Below are 17462 nucleotides of genomic sequence, written 5' to 3' on the forward strand. Positions count from 1 at the left end.
CCCCTTCTCGTTGTAAATGGTAATCAATACTACATCATACGCGCTAAACCCCTGTGTTACTTAAGTACATCCTCTTCCCATTCGGACACACGCAGCACGCCATCCGATATGTCTACTACAACGACACGCGCCCCAGCCGCAATGGGGCGATGTTCGAAGCTCGATGCGGTATGGATCGTATTGCCCGAGGCAATGCGTATCATGACTTCCCCGAAACCCTTTTCCGGCACGGGAATCGTGATCTCGCCGATCTTTCCCGCCAGTTCCTGCATGGAGAAACCGATGGACACCTCACTGTTGCGGCTCGGCTTAATATAAGCAAAGAACACCAGCATGGCTGCAGCGACTCCGATCAACAGGGCCAGAATCAAGGCGGCCATCGTACTTACCGAGCTGTAACGCGTCAGCATGATTCCCGCCCCGCCAAAAGCAGTAATGGAACCAGCCAGTACAACCGGTTTGAAAATATCAACGCCCGGAAACTCGAAAGCACCATCCAGCAAACCATCAATCAGATCTCCCAGTATCAGGCTGACGACCGCAAATATCGCTCCCCCGATCAAACACCCCCAATAAATCGACTCCATCCCTTTACCTCCCCTCTTCTGCTGCAACTCCATTTCGATAGATGACTTTCCTCATGTAAATAAATACGTACCAAATCCGGATATGTTTCAAAATCTTCCCTCTTTTGTCTTGAGCGCCCGTTATTGGGCATGATCGCATTCAAAGCATGCAAAAAAGCCGTAAAGCTCCCCGCTGGGGAACCTTACGGCCCAAATCTGAAATGAAACGATCCATATAGGCTTACAGAGATGCCTTGTAGATGGATACAACATCCTCACGCTGCAGCTTTTTGAAGTTGCCGAAAGGACCAAACAGCATCGCTTTGTCAGCCATAACATCGATTTTGCTGTCATCGATATCATAATCGGCCAAACGGCTAGGCGCTCCGATGGAGGTCCAGAATTGACGAAGAGCTTCAATGCCTTCCTCTGCAACCTGCTTGTCCGATTTCCCTTCCGGATTCACGCCGAATACGTTGACCGCCAAACGTTTGAAGCGATCCACTTTGACGTCGATATTATGCTTCATCCAGTGCGGGAACAGGATCGCCAGACCGCCGCCATGCGGAATATCATACACGGCCGACACGGCATGCTCGATATTGTGAGTCGCCCAATCGCCTGCAAGGCCCATGTTGAGCACGCCGTTGAGAGCCATCGTACCGCAGTACAGAATGGTCTCGCGCAGTTCATAGTTTTCGAGATCTTCGATGAGGCGAGGGGCCGCATCCATCACAGTGCGCAGAATCGTTTCGCAGAAACCGAGCTGCACGGGCGTGTTTTCATCCAGATGGAAATAATGCTCGAGCACGTGGGACATCATGTCGACCATGCCGTAAACGGTTTGGTCACGAGGCACCGAATACGTATTCACCGGGTCGAGAATGGAGAACGTAGGGAAAGAAACCGGGCTGCCCCATCCCAGTTTTTCTTGGGTATCCTGATTCGTGATGACGGAACCCGAGTTCATTTCCGATCCGGTAGCCGCCATGGTCAGAATCGTTCCGAGCGGGAGAGCGTCTTTCGCGACGGCTTTGCGTGCTGCAAAATCCCACATGTCCCCTTCGTATTTGGCGCCTACTGCGATCGCTTTGGCACAGTCGATGACACTGCCGCCGCCGACAGCAAGGATCAGTTCGATATCGTTCGTTTTGCACAGATCCACGCCTTTATGCACGGTTGCGAGACGAGGGTTCGGTTCAACGCCAGCCAGTTCGGTCACTTCTGCACCGATTTCGTTAAGCAGGCCGATCACTTGGTCATACAACCCGTTGCGTTTGATACTGCCGCCGCCATAAACCAGCAGAACGCGTTTGCCATACTTCGGAACTTCGGTTTTCAGCGTTTCAACTTGGCCCTTGCCAAAAATCAGGCGGGTCGGGTTATAAAATTGAAAAGTTTTCATATCTATGTCGCCTCCAGAGGAATTTGATGTTTTCAGCGCAACCCCCATTATAATACCCTATATCTATGAAAACAAATATATATATACCTATGCTCGATCGTAAATTTGCTTTATGGTCCTAAACGAATTTCAATGGAGACATGCTTCACAAACAGCTTTGTTAGTGTAACCTTTCACGGACTGGATTATGAAGGATTCCAATCAGAATACCTTAATCGCAATGATACTTTATCCCCTTTTCATTATACATTGCGGAATATCGCAATTCCATGTTTTGCCTACGGGAAGAGCACCGGGTTTTGAAATTGGTTTCGCAGGCGATGCGGAAGCATATAAATAAGAATGGACCCTGCCTCCCGGGAGACTGGATCCATTCTTCAACCCTTCTTTAACGAACAAACTATTCGGTGTATCCCATGCTGGCAATGAACCGGCGGAAGGCCGCACGGCCAGCCTCATCATGTTTGTATACCCCGGCGTGCTCCAAAATTTGCGAAAATTTCAGGCCGACTTCCTGCTGCACAAGCGCAACTGCCTGTTCCTTGTCCAGCTGGCCTCCGAACCGACTTTGCAGCTCTTCTGTCCAAAGCAGATGTTTGTTCAGCTCATGTTCTTCGGATTTTGCCGCTTCGGCCAGCTCGCTATTGCCGGCAAGGATTTCGGCGATGCCGTCCAATTCTTCTTTAAGGCGTCCCGGCAAAATCGCCAAGCCCATAACTTCAATCAGGCCGATGTTTTCCTTTTTCAAATGGTGCATCTCGCGGTGCGGGTGGAAAATGCCTTCCGGATGTTCCTCGTTCGTGCGGTTGTTCCGCAGGACAAGATCCATCTCGTAGCCGCCGTCCTCGCTGCGCCGTACAATCGGCGTCACGGTATTGTGCGGAACGCGCGCTCCATCCACTTCGCTGAATGCTTCCACCTCCGCGGAAGGATCGCTGTACCCTTTCCAAGCCTCGTAAACGGCATTTCCCGCCTCCAGCAGCTGTGCCGGATCATGGGAAGACAATCGAAGTACAGACATCGGCCATTTCACCAAACTAAGGGTAAGACCCGGTGTGTCCGGATGACGGAAGACCGCTTCCGCCTTGGCCTTCTGAATGGCAAACGTGTGCCGCCCTCCCTGGAAGTGGTCATGCGTCAGAATCGAGCCGCCCACGATCGGCAGATCCGCGTTCGAGCCGATGAAATAATGCGAATACTCGCCAACGAAAGCCAGCAATCTGCGCAAGGTATCCTTCGTCAGTTTCATCGGCACATGATCATGGTGGAAAATGATGCAATGCTCGTTATAGTACACGTACGGCGAGTACTGGAAGAACCATGGCTCACCGTTAAGCTCCAACGGAATGATGCGCAGGTTCTGGCGCGCCGGATGGTTGACCCGACCCGCATAGCCGACGTTTTCGCGGCACAGCTGACATTTCGGATACACCGGCGGCGGCAGCAATTTCGCCATGGCGATTTCCTTCGGACTTTTCTCCGGTTTGGACAAGTTGATCGTAATTTCCATCTCGCCGTATGGCGTCTCTTGCGTCCAGTAGACGTTTTTGGAAACTCGGTCCATACGGATATAGTTGGAGTTGATCGAAAGGTCGTAGAATTGGCTTGTCGCCGCCTCAATTCCTTCGCTCTCCGCCTTCTCGCGGAACGCCCGAACGACTTCCGAAGGTCTGGCCATCAAGTGGCCCATGATCTTGGCGTCGAGCAGGTCGCGATACGTATCGGTATTTTCCGGGATCAGCCCGATTTCGAACCCGTAGTCGATCAACGTGTCGATCAGAGGCTGCGGTCCGTCCAATACGGTTTCATCGAGCACGCCATCGTAAGGCTCGGAAAAACCGAATTGCTCCAACAGCAGGTTGCGGCCGTAATCGCGGTCTGCTTCCTCAATCAGTCGTTTCCGCAGGGCAAAGAGTACCAGACGCTCAATGGCATGCAGTGCTTCCTGCTGCTCCGGGGTCCGTTCTGTGGTGCCTGCTCCAGTGGTTGTCTGTGACATATCCTTTCGCCTCCTAGTTGTTTCCATAGCCTTGCGGGTGAGACTGATGCCAATCCCATGCGCTCTGAATGACGTCTTCCAGCTTCGAGCGTGTCGGGTTCCATCCCAATACCGATCTGGCTTTGGCGGACGAAGCAACCAGCACAGCCGGGTCACCCGCGCGACGTGGCTCCTGCACAACCGGAATGTCGAGTCCGGTTACTTTTTTCGCCGTTTCGATGACTTGTTTGACGGAGAAGCCTTGGCCATTCCCCAAGTTGAACACATTGCTGTTCTCGCCCTTGCGCAAATAATCCACCGCTCGCAGATGCGCGTCGGCCAAATCACTGACGTGGATATAGTCGCGGATGCAAGTGCCGTCTTCCGTCGGATAATCGTCGCCAAACACCGCGATATGCGAGCGCTGCTTCAGCGCCGTTTGCAGCACCAGCGGGATCAGATGGCTTTCCGGCTGGTGATCCTCGCCGATTTTGCCGCTTTCATGGGCCCCGGCTGCATTAAAGTAACGCAGGGACACGTATTTGATATTCTGCACCTTGTCAAACCAGGCCATCATGCGTTCCATCATGAGTTTGGTTTCGCCATATACGTTCGTTGGCTCGGTGCGGTCGCTTTCCTCGATCGGCACCTTCTCCGGCTCGCCATACGTAGCCGCCGTGGACGAGAAGACGATTTTGCGCACGTTCGCCGCGTTCATCGCTTCCAGCAGGCACAACGTACCGAATACGTTATTGTCGTAGTACTTGACCGGATTCTGCATGCTTTCGCCAACCAGGGAGTTTGCTGCAAAATGAATGACCGCATCGATCTCATTTTCGGCGAACAGCTTCGCCAACAGTTCTTTGTCGCGCAAATCGCCCTCGTACAATTTACCGCCCAGAAGCGCCTCCCGGTGCCCTGTCTGCAAGTTGTCAAGCACAACCACTTCTTCTCCACGCTCAAGCAAAGCCGCCACTGTATGAGACCCAATATATCCTGCTCCACCCGTTACCAAAATCGCCATCTTACTTCGCCTCCTTCAATTCTTTGACACCGTCGCCTACACCGCAAACGTAGAATTCGCCCTTTAGTCCGGTACGAGACTCGTACGCTGCTCCTACTTCCTTCACAAAACGTTCTGCATCATCTTCATGAACTAAAGATACTGTACATCCGCCAAATCCTGCGCCCGTCATGCGCGCGCCAAGCGTGCCCGGAATACGTCTTGCCTCTTCCACCATAACGTCCAGCTCTTCGCAACTGACCTCGTACAGATCGCGCAGCGATTCATGCGATGCGTTCATCAGCTGGCCGAACGTCTCAAGGTCGTTATTGCTCAGCGCCTCTACGGATGTAAGCACGCGAGCGTTTTCTTCAACGACGTGCCGTGCACGCTGTCTTACCTTTTCGTCCGTGATGTGTCCTTCATGCTCTGCAAATTGTTCCGGCGTCAGCTGCGCCAGATAGCCGAGCTCCGGCCGCTGCTCCTTCAGAATCGCGAGCGCTTGCTCGCACTGGGAACGGCGTTCGTTATACGCGGAGTCCACCAGACCGCGGCGCTTGTTGGTATTGCCGATGATCAGCTTGTATGCACCGGTACGGAAAGGCACCTTTTTGTATTCAAGCGTGTCACACATCAACAGAATCGCGTGATCCTCGGCTCCGTTCGCCACGGCGAACTGGTCCATGATGCCGCAGTTGACGCCAACAAATTCATTTTCCGCTTTTTGGGAAAGAAGGGCAAGCTGTACGGTGTCGATATTTTCGATCCCTTCCAGCGCCTGGATCGCGAATCCCGTCAACACTTCGAGGGAAGCCGAGGACGAGAGGCCCGCGCCATTCGGAATTTCGCCATGATAGAGAAAATCGTATCCTCTGGTGACGTTCACGCCTTTGGCCTGCAGTTCAACCATGACGCCGACCGGGTAATCCGTCCACTCTCCCGTTTTCGCCTTGCCAATCGTTGCAATCTCCAGCAGCCCTTCGTACTCCATATTCGTCGAAGCCAGCTGCAGCTTGTCGTCCTGACGTTCCCGGATGATCAATGTTGTTCCGAATTCCAGCGCTGCCGGGAGAACGTAACCGCCATTGTAATCGATATGTTCCCCGATCAGATTCACGCGCCCCGGAGAGTGGAATACACGAATGGCATCTTTGCTCTCTCCATACCTTTCAATAAACTTTTGTTTCAATTGCTGGATGTCCATTGATGCGGCACCTCATCTCGATGTTGTTGTTTTTCTAAGCTCATTATATAAGAAAGCGATCTCCATCGAAATGAATGCATGTGTGATCTATATGGATAAATGTGACCTTTATATCTATAATGAGAAGAGTATGCCACGATCATCAAAGTGGAAAAAGACATGAAAAGGAGCATCAGGATGGTCAAACAGCACCATGATCCGCCACCCGTACGGGAAGCAGCAGCTGACAAGAAACAGGAATTCTCGGTCAAAAGCGGTGCCCGTACCTACTCGGTCGCCTCCAATCCGAAGTACCATGAACAAGGGACATTGCATGTCCTGTTTGCCGGAGCGAGCGAAACCCTGCCCGGGCATGCGCTTGGCCCCAAGCTATACGACTACTTCCTGCTTCATTATGTAGAAAAAGGAACCGGAACCTTCCAGACCGAGCTTCATACTTACGAATTGTCCGCAGGCGACTGTTTTCTCATTCATCCCGGCCAGTTGGTCAGTTACCAGTCCGATGAGCGGGATCCTTGGCAGTACCGCTGGATGGCTTATACCGGCAAACAAGCAGCAAAACTTACGCATGATGCGGGATTCCGGCCAGAAAAATCCGTTTTCCATGCCGGAACGGCCTGCGGCGTCGCAGAACAGCTTGCCAGGATTCAGGCGACATTCACCGAGCGGAAGGAGAGCTCTCATTTTACGTCACTTGGCATGCTGTACATGATCCTCGCCGAAGCCCAAAATCATCTGGCCCAGGACGAGACACCCATCTCGGGGGAATCCTCCATTCGGCGCACGGTCAAACAAATGATTCAATATATGTCCACGCAATATGCATATCCGGTATCCATCGAACAGATGTCGGCCAGCCTGGGGTACAATCGCGCTTATCTTTCCCGCATTTTCAAACAGGAAACCGGCTTGTCGCCCGTGACGTACCTGCTGAAGCTGCGCATCGACAAATCGCGCCAGCTGCTGCGGGAACGACCGGATCTGTCCATCGAACAGGTCTCGGCTTCGGTTGGATTGCCGGATGCGCTCTACTTTTCGAAACAATTCAAGCGATTTCACGGCGAAGCGCCGAGCCACTACCGGGAACGCATTCTTTCGAGGGACATGCCTTTACAAAAATAAAGGAATGCAAAAAAGGGCAATCCCGGTTCAGAATCAACCGAAATTGCACCTTTTTCTTGAAAATTCACATTAAGCGGTAGGGCGAGCCCTGTGCCGCCTTTATTTTTTCGAGCGGTCACCATGCTCCGGCCGCAGGATCGATTCGATCCGTTCCAGTTCCTCCTCGGAGAAATCGGGCTGGCTGAGCGCCGCGACATTCTCCTCGATCTGCGACGGCCGGCTGGCGCCGATCAATGCGGACGTCACTTTGCCGTTGCGGAGCACCCATGCCAGCGCAAACTGTGCCAGACTCTGTCCACGCGCCGCCGCAATCTGGTTCAGCGCCCGGACCTTGCGCAGCGTTTCCGGCGAAATGTTGTTTTCGTTCAGGAAAACCGAGGGCCCTTTGGCCCGGGAATCCTCCGGAATCCCGTTGAGGTATTTGTTGGTCAGCACCCCTTGCTCCAGCGGGCAAAATGCAATGCTGCCTGCGCCATACTCTTCCAGAACATCCTGCAGTCCATCCTCGATCCAGCGGTCCAGCATGGAATAACGCGGTTGATGAATCAATAGCGGGGTTCCGAGCCCTTTGAGAATTTCTGCCGCTTCCCTTGTTTTCTCCGCCGGGTAATTCGATATGCCGACATATAGCGCTTTGCCGGATCGAACGATATGGTCAAGCGCTCCCATCGTCTCCTCAAGCGGTGTGTCCGGGTCGAAGCGGTGAGAATAAAAAATATCCACATAATCCAGGCCCATGCGCCGCAAACTTTGGTCCAGGCTGGATACCAGATATTTGCGGGAGCCCCAATCGCCGTAAGGCCCTGGCCACATGTAATACCCCGCTTTGGTCGAAATGACCAGTTCATCCCGATAAGACTTCAGGTCCTGGGCCAGCACCTGTCCAAACATCTGCTCCGCCGAACCTGCGGGAGGGCCATAGTTGTTGGCCAAATCAAAATGGGTGATGCCCAGGTCAAACGCCCGGGTAATCATGTTGCGGCCGTTCTCCGCATTGTTGATTCCGCCGAAATTATGCCACAGCCCGAGCGAAATGGCCGGCAGCTTCAAACCCGAACGTCCAACACGGTTATATTTCATCGTTTCGTAGCGTGCATCGCTTGCCACATAGACCATAAATGAATCCCTTCTTTCCCCAGGTTCCGCTTCCTTGCCGGCTGTCTGCCGAGAAATGCGGTCATTCAACACATGTCACGGTCAGCCGAGAAGCCGATCAACAGTATTCATTACCTCACCAATCGGATCGGTAATCAACAGATCGGCCCGATGATCGTAGGCGGTAGGCGTTGCGTTCAGCAGCACCGTATGTTTTCCGCGAAAATAGGTAATGAGCTGCGCGGCGGGCTGGACGGTCAGCGACGTTCCGCCAACCAGCAGCAGATCCGCGGAAGAGATGGCATCGACTGCCCCAAACAACACCGATTGGTCGAGCTGCTCCTCGTAGAGCACGACGTCCGGCTTGACGATTCCGCCGCAAGCCGTGCAGCGAGGCACGATCGATGCAGAATCGATCATGTGATCCAATGTATGAAAACGTCTGCAGTCCATGCAATAGTTCCGGTGGACCGATCCGTGCAGTTCCAGCACGGTATGGCTGCCTGCTTTTTGATGCAGGCCGTCGATGTTTTGCGTAATGACGGCCTGCAGGCGTCCTTCTTGCTCCAAACGGGCAAGCAATCGGTGGCAACCGTTCGGCTCTGCGTTTGGATGAAGCATTTTGCTGCGGTAGAAATCAAAGAAGATATCGGCATGCCGATCAAAAAAGCTGCGGCTCAGCAGCTCCTCCGGCGGATATGGGGAGTGCTGTTCCGTCTGATATAGGCCTGCAGCGGAGCGAAAGTCGGGAATTCCGCTTTCCGTCGAAGTTCCTGCCCCTCCAAAAAAAACGATCTTCTCGCTTTCCCGAATCCAGGAAATGAGCTGCTCGGTTGCGTTCATCCTCTCTCCCCCTTATGTGATGATGCTCCGTCAGGCATCTTTGATGATGCTGAGTTCAGCGTAATCTCGAATCATGATATCGGCGTCTCGTAACCGGGCCGCTTCGCCTCCTGGCGGACTTACGCCAATGAGCAAAGCAGCGCCTATGCTGCGCCCCATCTGCATGTCGCCATTGCTGTCGCCGACGATTACTGCAGACTCCGGACGAATGTTCAGCTCACGGCAAGCCAGCAAGGCCGACTCTCCGTCGGGTTTGCCCAGGGTCACCCGGTCGCAGCCCACGATCGATGCAAAAAAAGGACGCAGCCCCATCCATTCCAGATGTTCTTCCGCTGCCGCCGTGCTATCGGAGGTGACGACGGCGAGCGGCAGCGCTGCTTCCATGCAGCTCCGGACAAATGCGGGCAGCCCATGCAAAGGCTCGGCATGCCGCTTCTCCCGCACATGGCACATCGCTACTGTGGACATGCTCCGGATTGCGGTCACCGCGTCGTTCCACGCCATTCCCGCCGCATAGAGCTGCCCGGCCAGCAAACCGGTGCTTTCGTCCACGGTGGCAATGGCCAGCGGGCCCTGCGGATCATAACCCACAATCCGTCCATGCGGATCGTGCACCGTACCGAAGACCTGTTCCTTCGGCAGCGTAAACGTGCCACCCATCTGCTCCAGCTTCCGTTCAAGCTGATTCAGCAAAGATTCGGCCCACGGCCCCCATAACTGCAAAAATTCCAGCAGCGTGCCATCCTTGTCGAACAGAATGCCGTCGCAGGCGATCTGTCTGCCTTGCACCTGAAGTATTGCCATGGATATTCCTCCTGGAAACAAGGATGTATTACTCGATGCCGTGAAGCCAGTCGGAGATTGTTTTTACGGTCTGGGACTGCTGTTCCTGCACATCGATGCCGGCTTCACCGTCTCCGCTCTGATGGCCGTAATCGCCGAATTGCGAGTGGTTGCCTCCCTCAATCGTGTAATATACGGTATCTTCAGGCAAATATGAACGGCCTTTTTGGTACTTTTCGGCATTGACGACCTCATCCTTCGTACCCAGAATGGACAAAGCAGGCATGCCTAACGATTTCACGCTTCCTTTTTCATCAGGATAGGAGGCGAGAAAAAATATGCCTTTCAACGCGTCCGGATGAGACGCAGCATACCTCGCAGCCATCGAGCCGCCCAACGAATGACCGCCCATAACGAATTGTTCTTCCGGGTATGCATTTCGAATGTCATCCGCCAAGTTCTGCTTCAGTACCGCCAGGTTAACAGGCATCTTGGCAATAATGGTGTGATGTCCCATCTCGGCAAGCCCGCGAGCCAGCGGGGCATAACTCTCCGGTTTGACCAAACCGCCAGGATAAAAGATGACGCTGACTCCTATGGATTTTGCAGGAGCGAAATCAATCCACTTTTCCTGTTCGCTGACGGTAACCTGCTCCGAGGTTTCCATAGCTTTGCCAGCCAGCTCCTGCGGCCCGTAAGGGGTCAACAGCTTCCAACCGACATATCCGCAACCAATGACGACAAGCGCCAAAAGCACCAGCAAAAATTTGCCGACGCCTCTTCTTTTGCGCCCTGTATTATAATTTTTTGCCAACGACAATCACCTTTCTCCGCTATCGCTGGTACCGGGTTCCGCGAGACAAGAGCCAAAGCTTCCGCATGGCCCTCGTCTTCGCATATTTCCGTTCTATTCGGCCTTGGCCTTGCGATAAGCGTCCATGTATTGTTCCGCCTTCCGCCGCACATGGCTCAAATCTCCCGTTTTGACCGCTTCGCTGGTCAGGTCGGACCCGATGCCCACGGCCACCGCTCCCCCTTTGATCCAGTCTCCCAGGTTGGAAAGCGAAACACCGCCGGTTGGCATGAAATTCGCCTGCGGCATCGGGCCTTTCATCGTTTTGATGATAGATGGGTCGTACAGATTGCCTGGGAACAGCTTCACGATGTCCACGCCAAGCTCAAGCGCCCGCTGAACATCGGCAATCGTCATCACCCCCGGCAAGATAGGGATGCGATAGAGGTTGCAGATCTGCACCGTTTCGGGGTTCAAGGACGGTCCAACGACAAACTCGGCCCCAGCCATGATGGCTGCACGCGCCGTCTGGGCTTCAAGGACAGTCCCGGCCCCGATGATGGCAAACTTTTCGGGATCCTGTGTATTCCAGTGATACATGCGGCTCAGTTTCTCAATGGCTTTCAGGGCACTAGGCACCGTCATCGTAATCTCGATTACCTTGATGCCGCCCGCGATGGCCTGTTCGGCCATGGCAATGACCTGATCGGCGGAATCGCCGCGCAATACGGCGACAACGCCATTTTCCGTAATTTTCTGCAGCAGCTGAAGCTTCTTCATTTCGTTCTCTCCCTTGTCCATGTGGTTGTTCGGTACATCCCTTACATTTTCAAAAAAGAAGATGAGACATGCATGATTTCAGCAACAACTAACGCTCAACATGAGCCACGTTGTTCAATTTGGCCTCCACCTGATCCCAGGTCGGTAAAGCCTCCCAGTCACCCACGGCCTGAATGACCATGGAACCGGTCAGGTTACCCAGTCTTGTCGCTTCCTGGGGAGTATACCCTTTCAGGATGCCCGTCAAAAATCCGGCACAGAAACCGTCCCCCGCACCCACCGTATCGAGCACGTGATCTGCCTTGAAGTACGGAACTTCCGTTAGGGTACCATTGACCAATGCATAGGTCAAATCGGGTCCGCCCTTCACGATGCAGATTGCATTCATGGCGGACAGTCGTTCTAACACCTTGGCATCGCTATCTTCATCGTAAAGCAGTTTCATCTCGTCCAGCCCCGGCAAAAAGTAGTCGGCCTGCTCGGCGAGCCGAAGCAGCACGGGACGGGCTTCCTCGGCCGACCATAGCTTCAGGCGCAGATTCGGGTCAAAGCTCACCTTCACGCCAGCCTGTTTGGCGATATGTATGGCTGCCTCCACCGTTTCCAGCCCCGACGCGCTGATGGCGGCCGTAATGCCGGTAACATGCAATATTTTGGCACCGGCGATATAATCCGCGTCAAGATCATCCGGCGTCATTGCGCTGGCGGCGGAAAGCTTCCTATAATAGTGGACGGAAGCTTTGCCGGAAGCGTTCTCACGAATCATCAAACCCGTCGGTTCCGCATCGCTCATGCGGGCTCTCGAAACGTCCACGCCTTCGCCGCGGATCGCCTTCAAAATCATATGGCCGATCGGATCCTTGCCAAGGCGGCCAAACCAGCCGCTTGTATGTCCAAGCCGGGATACGCCGATCGCCAGATTGCTCTCCGCACCGCCGAACGATTTATCCAGCGAAGCCGCATATTCCAGCCCTCTCGTATCCTTTGCCGTCAACAATCCCATACTCTCGCCGAAAGTAATGATTTCGGGACTTCCTGAAGCAATAACAGGCATGATCTCTTTCCTCCCTATATTTACAATCCTCATCTTCTTTTACCATTGTCATGTTCGATGTAACCGTTGTCAATCCCTGCCGTTCATTTTGTTGTCACAGTTCATGGAATGGATAGCGCTTTCCCTTGTGAATTATATCACAATCAATACACAACTTCCGTATTACCCTTAATACAGATGCAAAAGACTCGCTTATGACGAGTCAACTGGGGGGCGACAGCATGAATGGCGGAATTCGACTTCGCGATGATCAAGAATCCTTTTTCTATAACCTGCGCTTTCTGCTCATCGTATGCGTACTTGTGGGGAACGCGCTGGAACCGCTTGTCGCCCGCTTTGCAGAAGCCGAAGCACTCTTCTTTTGGATCTATACATTTCATATGCCTTTGTTCGTCTGGGTGACCGGATATTTTGCCAAACCTTCCTTAAGGGGAACTTCCGGGCGCAGCACGCTGGCGCACATCGCATTGCAATATATCCTGTTTCAATCGTTGTATTCCTTGATGGATTATACGTTATTCCATACGCCGCACATGCGGCTTTCCTTCTTTGCTCCCTATTTGCTGTTATGGTTTTTGGCAAGCCATTTCTGCTGGAGGCTCCTGCTGCGGCTCACCCTGTCATGGAAACCCGTGCACCGCTTGACGGCGTCCATCCTGCTCGGCGTTCTTGCCGGGTACATGCCTGTGGACGGATTTTGGCTTAGCTTCAGCCGCACTTTTGTATTCCTGCCTTTCTTCATTATAGGATACGATTACGGCAGCAGCATCCGTTCCCGTCTGCGTTCAGGCTGGGGACGACGCTTCGCCGCCATATTTTCGGCCGGTATGCTGATATGGCTCTTACTTGGCGGACCACGGGTGGCGCATGGTTGGCTGATCGGCAACATGACTTATATGGAACTCGGACACCGCGAATGGTATGCAGGTTTTTACCGGCTTGGCATTTACGGGCTGCAGGTGGTATCGGCCGCCGTTTTTCTTGCGTGGGTACCGTTCATGACCTCCAGAATGACCGAGCTCGGCCGAAGAACGCTGTACGTATTTCTGCTGCACGGCTTTATCGTCCGCTTGGCCGTCTGGTCTGGCATCTTTGGACAGATTGAGAGCAGCTTGTATATTCCGGTCGTCATCGCGGCGGCTCTTCTGTTTGCGGTATCGCTCGCCCATCCGGCCGTTCGGCAAACGTTTCGTCCTTTGGTCGAACCGGATTTGACTCGTTTTTCATTGAAACGGCACCACATATTCAAGCGTTCGGCCTGATGCAGCCTGCAAAAGATAACCCAAAGAAGGAAGCTGTTTAAAGCTTTTGCGCTCCACCCATCAATGTTTGAAACACTTCGCTTCATCCAGAGGAAGCCGGGCTCCAGTAAATTGGGCAGACGGCTTCTTTCTTATTGAATGTAGAAATATGACGACGATTGTGATAGACTCAATAGAAAAACCGGGCTTTTCATGAGTTTAAAGCAGCAAAGGAATGTTTAAACGATGGCAGCCTGATACCGGCCAAACCGGTCTATTTTTTAGAGTACAAGATGAAATTAAACGACAGATGCACTGCCTTTTTATTTCCATTCATGTTGCTCGATCACAATATATATTTGGGGGGAATACACCATGTCAGCCAAGAAGATGCGTTCCGATATGATCAAAAAAGGTTTTGACCGCGCACCTCACCGCAGTTTGCTCCGCGCGGCGGGCGTCAAAGAAGAGGATTTCGGCAAGCCGTTCATTGCTGTATGTAACTCTTACATCGATATCGTGCCAGGACACGTTCACCTGCAGGAATTCGGTAAAATCGTCAAGGAGGCCATCCGCGAAGCTGGCGGCGTTCCTTTTGAATTCAACACCATCGGCGTCGATGACGGCATTGCGATGGGACACATCGGCATGCGTTACTCGCTGCCAAGCCGCGATATCATTGCGGACTCCTTGGAGACCGTTGTATCGGCTCACTGGTTCGATGGCATGGTATGTATTCCGAACTGCGACAAAATCACGCCAGGCATGATGATGGGCGCACTGCGCGTCAACATCCCTACTGTGTTTGTCAGCGGCGGTCCGATGAAAGCCGGACGCGACAGCAACGGTAAAGCACTCTCCCTGACATCCGTATTCGAAGGCGTAGGTGCTTATCAAGCCGGCAAAATCGACGATAAAGGTTTGCTGGAACTCGAACAGTACGGTTGTCCTACCTGCGGCTCCTGTTCAGGTATGTTCACGGCCAACTCCATGAACTGCCTCGCCGAAGCGATGGGTCTGGCTATGCCGGGCAACGGTACCATCCTGGCGGTAGCTCCTGAACGCCGCGAGTTCGTTAAACAGTCTGCAAAACAATTGATGGAACTCATCAAAATGGACCTCAAGCCTCGCGATATCGTTACGCTGGAAGCGATCGACAACGCGTTTGCCCTGGATATGGCCATGGGCGGTTCCACGAATACGGTTCTGCATACGCTGGCGCTGGCGCACGAAGCGGGTCTTGAATACCCGATCGAACGCATCAATGAAGTAGCCAACCGCGTTCCGCATCTGGCCAAACTTGCGCCTGCATCCGATCTTCACATCGAAGACGTTCATAATGCGGGCGGCGTAAGCGCCGTGCTAAACGAGCTGCTCAAAAAACCGGGTGCGATCCACGCCGACTGCATCACCGTAACAGGCAAAACGATCCGCGAAAACGTGGAAAACTCGCCGATTCTGGATCACAACGTGATTCATTCGCTGGATAACCCCCATTCCGAAAAAGGCGGCTTGGCCGTATTGTTCGGTAACCTGGCCCCTCAAGGCGCCATCATCAAAGTTGGTGCGGTTGACAAGTCGGTTGGCGGCTACCACAAAGGCCCTGCAATCTGCTTCGACTCCCAGGATGATGCACTGTATGGCATCGCCAACGGCAAAGTCAAAGAGGGTCATGTCGTCGTTATCCGTTACGAAGGACCGAAAGGCGGCCCGGGCATGCCTGAGATGCTTGCTCCTACCTCCCAAATCGTTGGTATGGGGCTCGGCGCCAAAGTCGGCTTGATCACGGATGGACGCTTCTCCGGCGCATCCCGCGGCATCAGCATCGGTCATATCTCTCCGGAAGCGGCTGAAGGCGGTCCGATCGCCTTTGTTGAGGATGGGGACATCATCGAGCTTGACCTGAATAACCGCGTGATCCAATTGCACATCAGCGACGAAGAATTCGAAACTCGCCGCGCTGGCTGGAAAGGCTTTGAACCGAAAGTAAAAACCGGTTACCTGGCCCGTTACTCCAAACTCGTAACCAACGCCAGCAACGGCGGTGTATTGAAAATTTAATCGGGCGAAGCGGATCTTTAGGGGTCCGCTTCACAACACACCGAAACGAACAAAGGCTGCTCCTTCATCAGAATGAAGGGCAGCCTTTTTCGTCTGTTGAGCGCAGGGGCAGCGTGCATTAGCTCCGCTCTGCCAGTATATCGTTTTCGGGAGCAACAAACTCTTCTTCCGTTTCCTTCGCCTTTGCTGCAACAAATTCCGTCTGGCCGTAACGTTGCAGCAGGTCTTCTACGGGAATCACAATCAACTTGGGCACAAGCTTTTCCGATCGCTCGCGCAGCCGTTTTGTACCGGAAGGATGAATGACGCTTAGCAATAGCTTGAGGTAAACTTTGGAGGCGGAACTGAACGGCCCTGGCGGCAAATCGCGAATCGTAAAACCAAACTTCTCCGGTCCGCGATTGATCATGCTCACGCCATACAACGCTTTTGCGGATGAAAGTTCGGGATCGGCCGCGATCTGGCGCGCCAGATCCGGAAGCTGTTGTTCCATCGTACGGATCATGCGTATGGCTAAATGCATGCTGGAGCGAGAGGTGCTGCCCAATTCGAACAATTTTTTGTTGTCGAAATGCAGCTCGATCATCGGATCGCCATTGCGGAGCCTTTTTCCGCCTTCTAACTCGACCTGTGCCCCATGATACACCCGTGTTCGATAATGAAGCATGGGGTCCTTCGGCGAAGCCGTCCGCAAATGGTAAACCCAGTGGAACAATTTCTCCCAACCTAACCAAGCAGCAACGATCACGCGTTTCCATAAGGTGAGTGGTTTGGCCGACTCCTGTTGTCCATTTCGGGATACCGCCACTTCTTTCCCCCCTCTCATCAACGTATCGATGCGCACGCTCCGCAGTCCCTGCTTTTGCGCCTTCTGCAATACGACCTCAAGCGCCTGCAGCATCTGTTCCGGAGCATTCGCGTCCGCTCCGAATGTCGTGCCGCGATCATGCAGCAGCATGACTTCACCGGCGCGCAGTTCCTTGAGCATGCGTTCTGTCAGCTTTTTGGCACCTACACGGCTTTTCCAATCCTCGAACATGGATGACCATAGAACGATCTGACGATCCTTCTTGCTGAAGAAATCAAACAAATTCATAATGCCCCACGGTGGACGGTAAAAACACGTTTTTTCCCCGGTAATCTCCTCAATGATCTGACCGGTACGCCGAATCTGTTCCTGAACTGTACGAGGCCGCATTAACCAATTGGTTTTATGGATATAGTTATGAATGCCGAGAAGATGTCCCTCCTCATAAATATCCCGGATCAGCTGCGGATGATTGGCAGCATGCTCCCCTACGACAAAAAACGTTGCCTTGGCGTCATATTGTTTCAGCAGCCGAAGCAGCCTTGGCGTATAAACGGGATCTGGCCCGTCATCGAAAGTCAAGGAAAAATCCGTATCGCTTTTGCCACGCCTGAATACCCGCAAACCGAAGATGCGACTGATCAGGCTCGGAATAAAGGCATAGAACGTTGAGATGTACAAAAGCCACAGCAAAATGCTCTGAAGTAAATTTGTCATGCTTGAATT

Annotated in this window: 15 protein-coding genes; 3 read left to right on the forward strand and 12 right to left on the reverse strand. The window is 53.2% G+C overall.

Going from position 1 to position 17462, the window contains the following annotated elements:
- Positions 1–56: 56 nt before the first annotated feature.
- The 5 genes from MKY59_RS24290 to MKY59_RS24310 form a co-directional block, all read right to left on the reverse strand.
- The gene (locus MKY59_RS24290; protein WP_236415501.1) at positions 57–587 is read right to left on the reverse strand and encodes an NfeD family protein; all 531 of its coding nucleotides are present in this window, start codon (positions 585–587) and stop codon (positions 57–59) included.
- 220 nt (positions 588–807) lie between these two features.
- Entirely contained in the window at positions 808–1971 is a 1164-nt protein-coding gene (locus MKY59_RS24295; protein WP_339274214.1) for an iron-containing alcohol dehydrogenase, read from the reverse strand.
- A 400-nt stretch (positions 1972–2371) separates the two neighbouring features.
- Positions 2372–3970 carry a UDP-glucose--hexose-1-phosphate uridylyltransferase gene (locus tag MKY59_RS24300; RefSeq protein ID WP_339274216.1) on the reverse strand — a complete coding sequence of 533 codons (1599 nt, stop codon included), beginning with the start codon at positions 3968–3970 and terminating at the stop codon, positions 2372–2374.
- Positions 3971–3983: 13 nt separating this feature from the next.
- Positions 3984–4973, reverse strand: a complete 990-nt coding sequence (gene galE, locus MKY59_RS24305; protein WP_236415498.1) for a UDP-glucose 4-epimerase GalE — start codon at positions 4971–4973, stop codon at positions 3984–3986.
- 1 nt (position 4974) lies between these two features.
- Positions 4975–6156, reverse strand: coding sequence for a galactokinase (locus MKY59_RS24310; RefSeq protein ID WP_339274217.1), 1182 nt, complete (start codon positions 6154–6156; stop codon positions 4975–4977).
- Positions 6157–6333: 177 nt separating this feature from the next.
- Between MKY59_RS24310 and MKY59_RS24315 the strand changes: the two genes are divergently transcribed.
- A complete protein-coding gene (locus MKY59_RS24315) occupies positions 6334–7278 on the forward strand; it encodes an AraC family transcriptional regulator (protein WP_339274219.1) in 945 nt (314 codons plus the stop codon).
- Positions 7279–7377: 99 nt separating this feature from the next.
- Here the strand turns inward: MKY59_RS24315 and mgrA are convergent, their stop codons facing one another.
- From mgrA to MKY59_RS24345, 6 genes are all read right to left on the reverse strand, one after another.
- Positions 7378–8394, reverse strand: coding sequence for an L-glyceraldehyde 3-phosphate reductase (gene mgrA / locus MKY59_RS24320; RefSeq protein WP_236415495.1), 1017 nt, complete (start codon positions 8392–8394; stop codon positions 7378–7380).
- Between the two features lie 81 nt (positions 8395–8475).
- Entirely contained in the window at positions 8476–9216 is a 741-nt protein-coding gene (locus tag MKY59_RS24325; RefSeq protein WP_236415494.1) for an NAD-dependent protein deacylase, read from the reverse strand.
- A 30-nt stretch (positions 9217–9246) separates the two neighbouring features.
- Positions 9247–10020, reverse strand: coding sequence for an HAD-IA family hydrolase (locus tag MKY59_RS24330; RefSeq protein WP_339274221.1), 774 nt, complete (start codon positions 10018–10020; stop codon positions 9247–9249).
- Between the two features lie 28 nt (positions 10021–10048).
- Entirely contained in the window at positions 10049–10813 is a 765-nt protein-coding gene (locus MKY59_RS24335; protein ID WP_339274223.1) for an alpha/beta fold hydrolase, read from the reverse strand.
- A gap of 93 nt (positions 10814–10906) precedes the next feature.
- Positions 10907–11572 carry a bifunctional 2-keto-4-hydroxyglutarate aldolase/2-keto-3-deoxy-6-phosphogluconate aldolase gene (locus MKY59_RS24340; protein ID WP_236415491.1) on the reverse strand — a complete coding sequence of 222 codons (666 nt, stop codon included), beginning with the start codon at positions 11570–11572 and terminating at the stop codon, positions 10907–10909.
- 88 nt (positions 11573–11660) lie between these two features.
- The gene (locus tag MKY59_RS24345; protein ID WP_236415489.1) at positions 11661–12626 is read right to left on the reverse strand and encodes a sugar kinase; all 966 of its coding nucleotides are present in this window, start codon (positions 12624–12626) and stop codon (positions 11661–11663) included.
- Positions 12627–12847: 221 nt separating this feature from the next.
- On the opposite strand from MKY59_RS24345, the gene MKY59_RS24350 reads away from it, so the two are divergent.
- Both MKY59_RS24350 and ilvD read left to right on the forward strand, forming a co-directional pair.
- Positions 12848–13888, forward strand: a complete 1041-nt coding sequence (locus MKY59_RS24350; RefSeq protein WP_339274225.1) for a fucose 4-O-acetylase — start codon at positions 12848–12850, stop codon at positions 13886–13888.
- A gap of 354 nt (positions 13889–14242) precedes the next feature.
- The gene (gene ilvD / locus MKY59_RS24355) at positions 14243–15928 is read left to right on the forward strand and encodes a dihydroxy-acid dehydratase (protein WP_236415485.1); all 1686 of its coding nucleotides are present in this window, start codon (positions 14243–14245) and stop codon (positions 15926–15928) included.
- Positions 15929–16046: 118 nt separating this feature from the next.
- Here ilvD and MKY59_RS24360 read toward each other — a convergent pair whose 3' ends face one another.
- Positions 16047–17453: a polysaccharide deacetylase family protein gene (locus MKY59_RS24360; RefSeq protein ID WP_236415484.1), complete on the reverse strand. Its 1407-nt coding sequence runs from the start codon at positions 17451–17453 to the stop codon at positions 16047–16049.
- Positions 17454–17462 lie beyond the last annotated feature (9 nt).

Origin of the sequence: Paenibacillus sp. FSL W8-0426 (genome assembly GCF_037969725.1) — a bacterium.
In the GTDB taxonomy this organism is placed as follows: Bacteria; Bacillota; Bacilli; order Paenibacillales; family Paenibacillaceae; genus Paenibacillus; species Paenibacillus hubeiensis.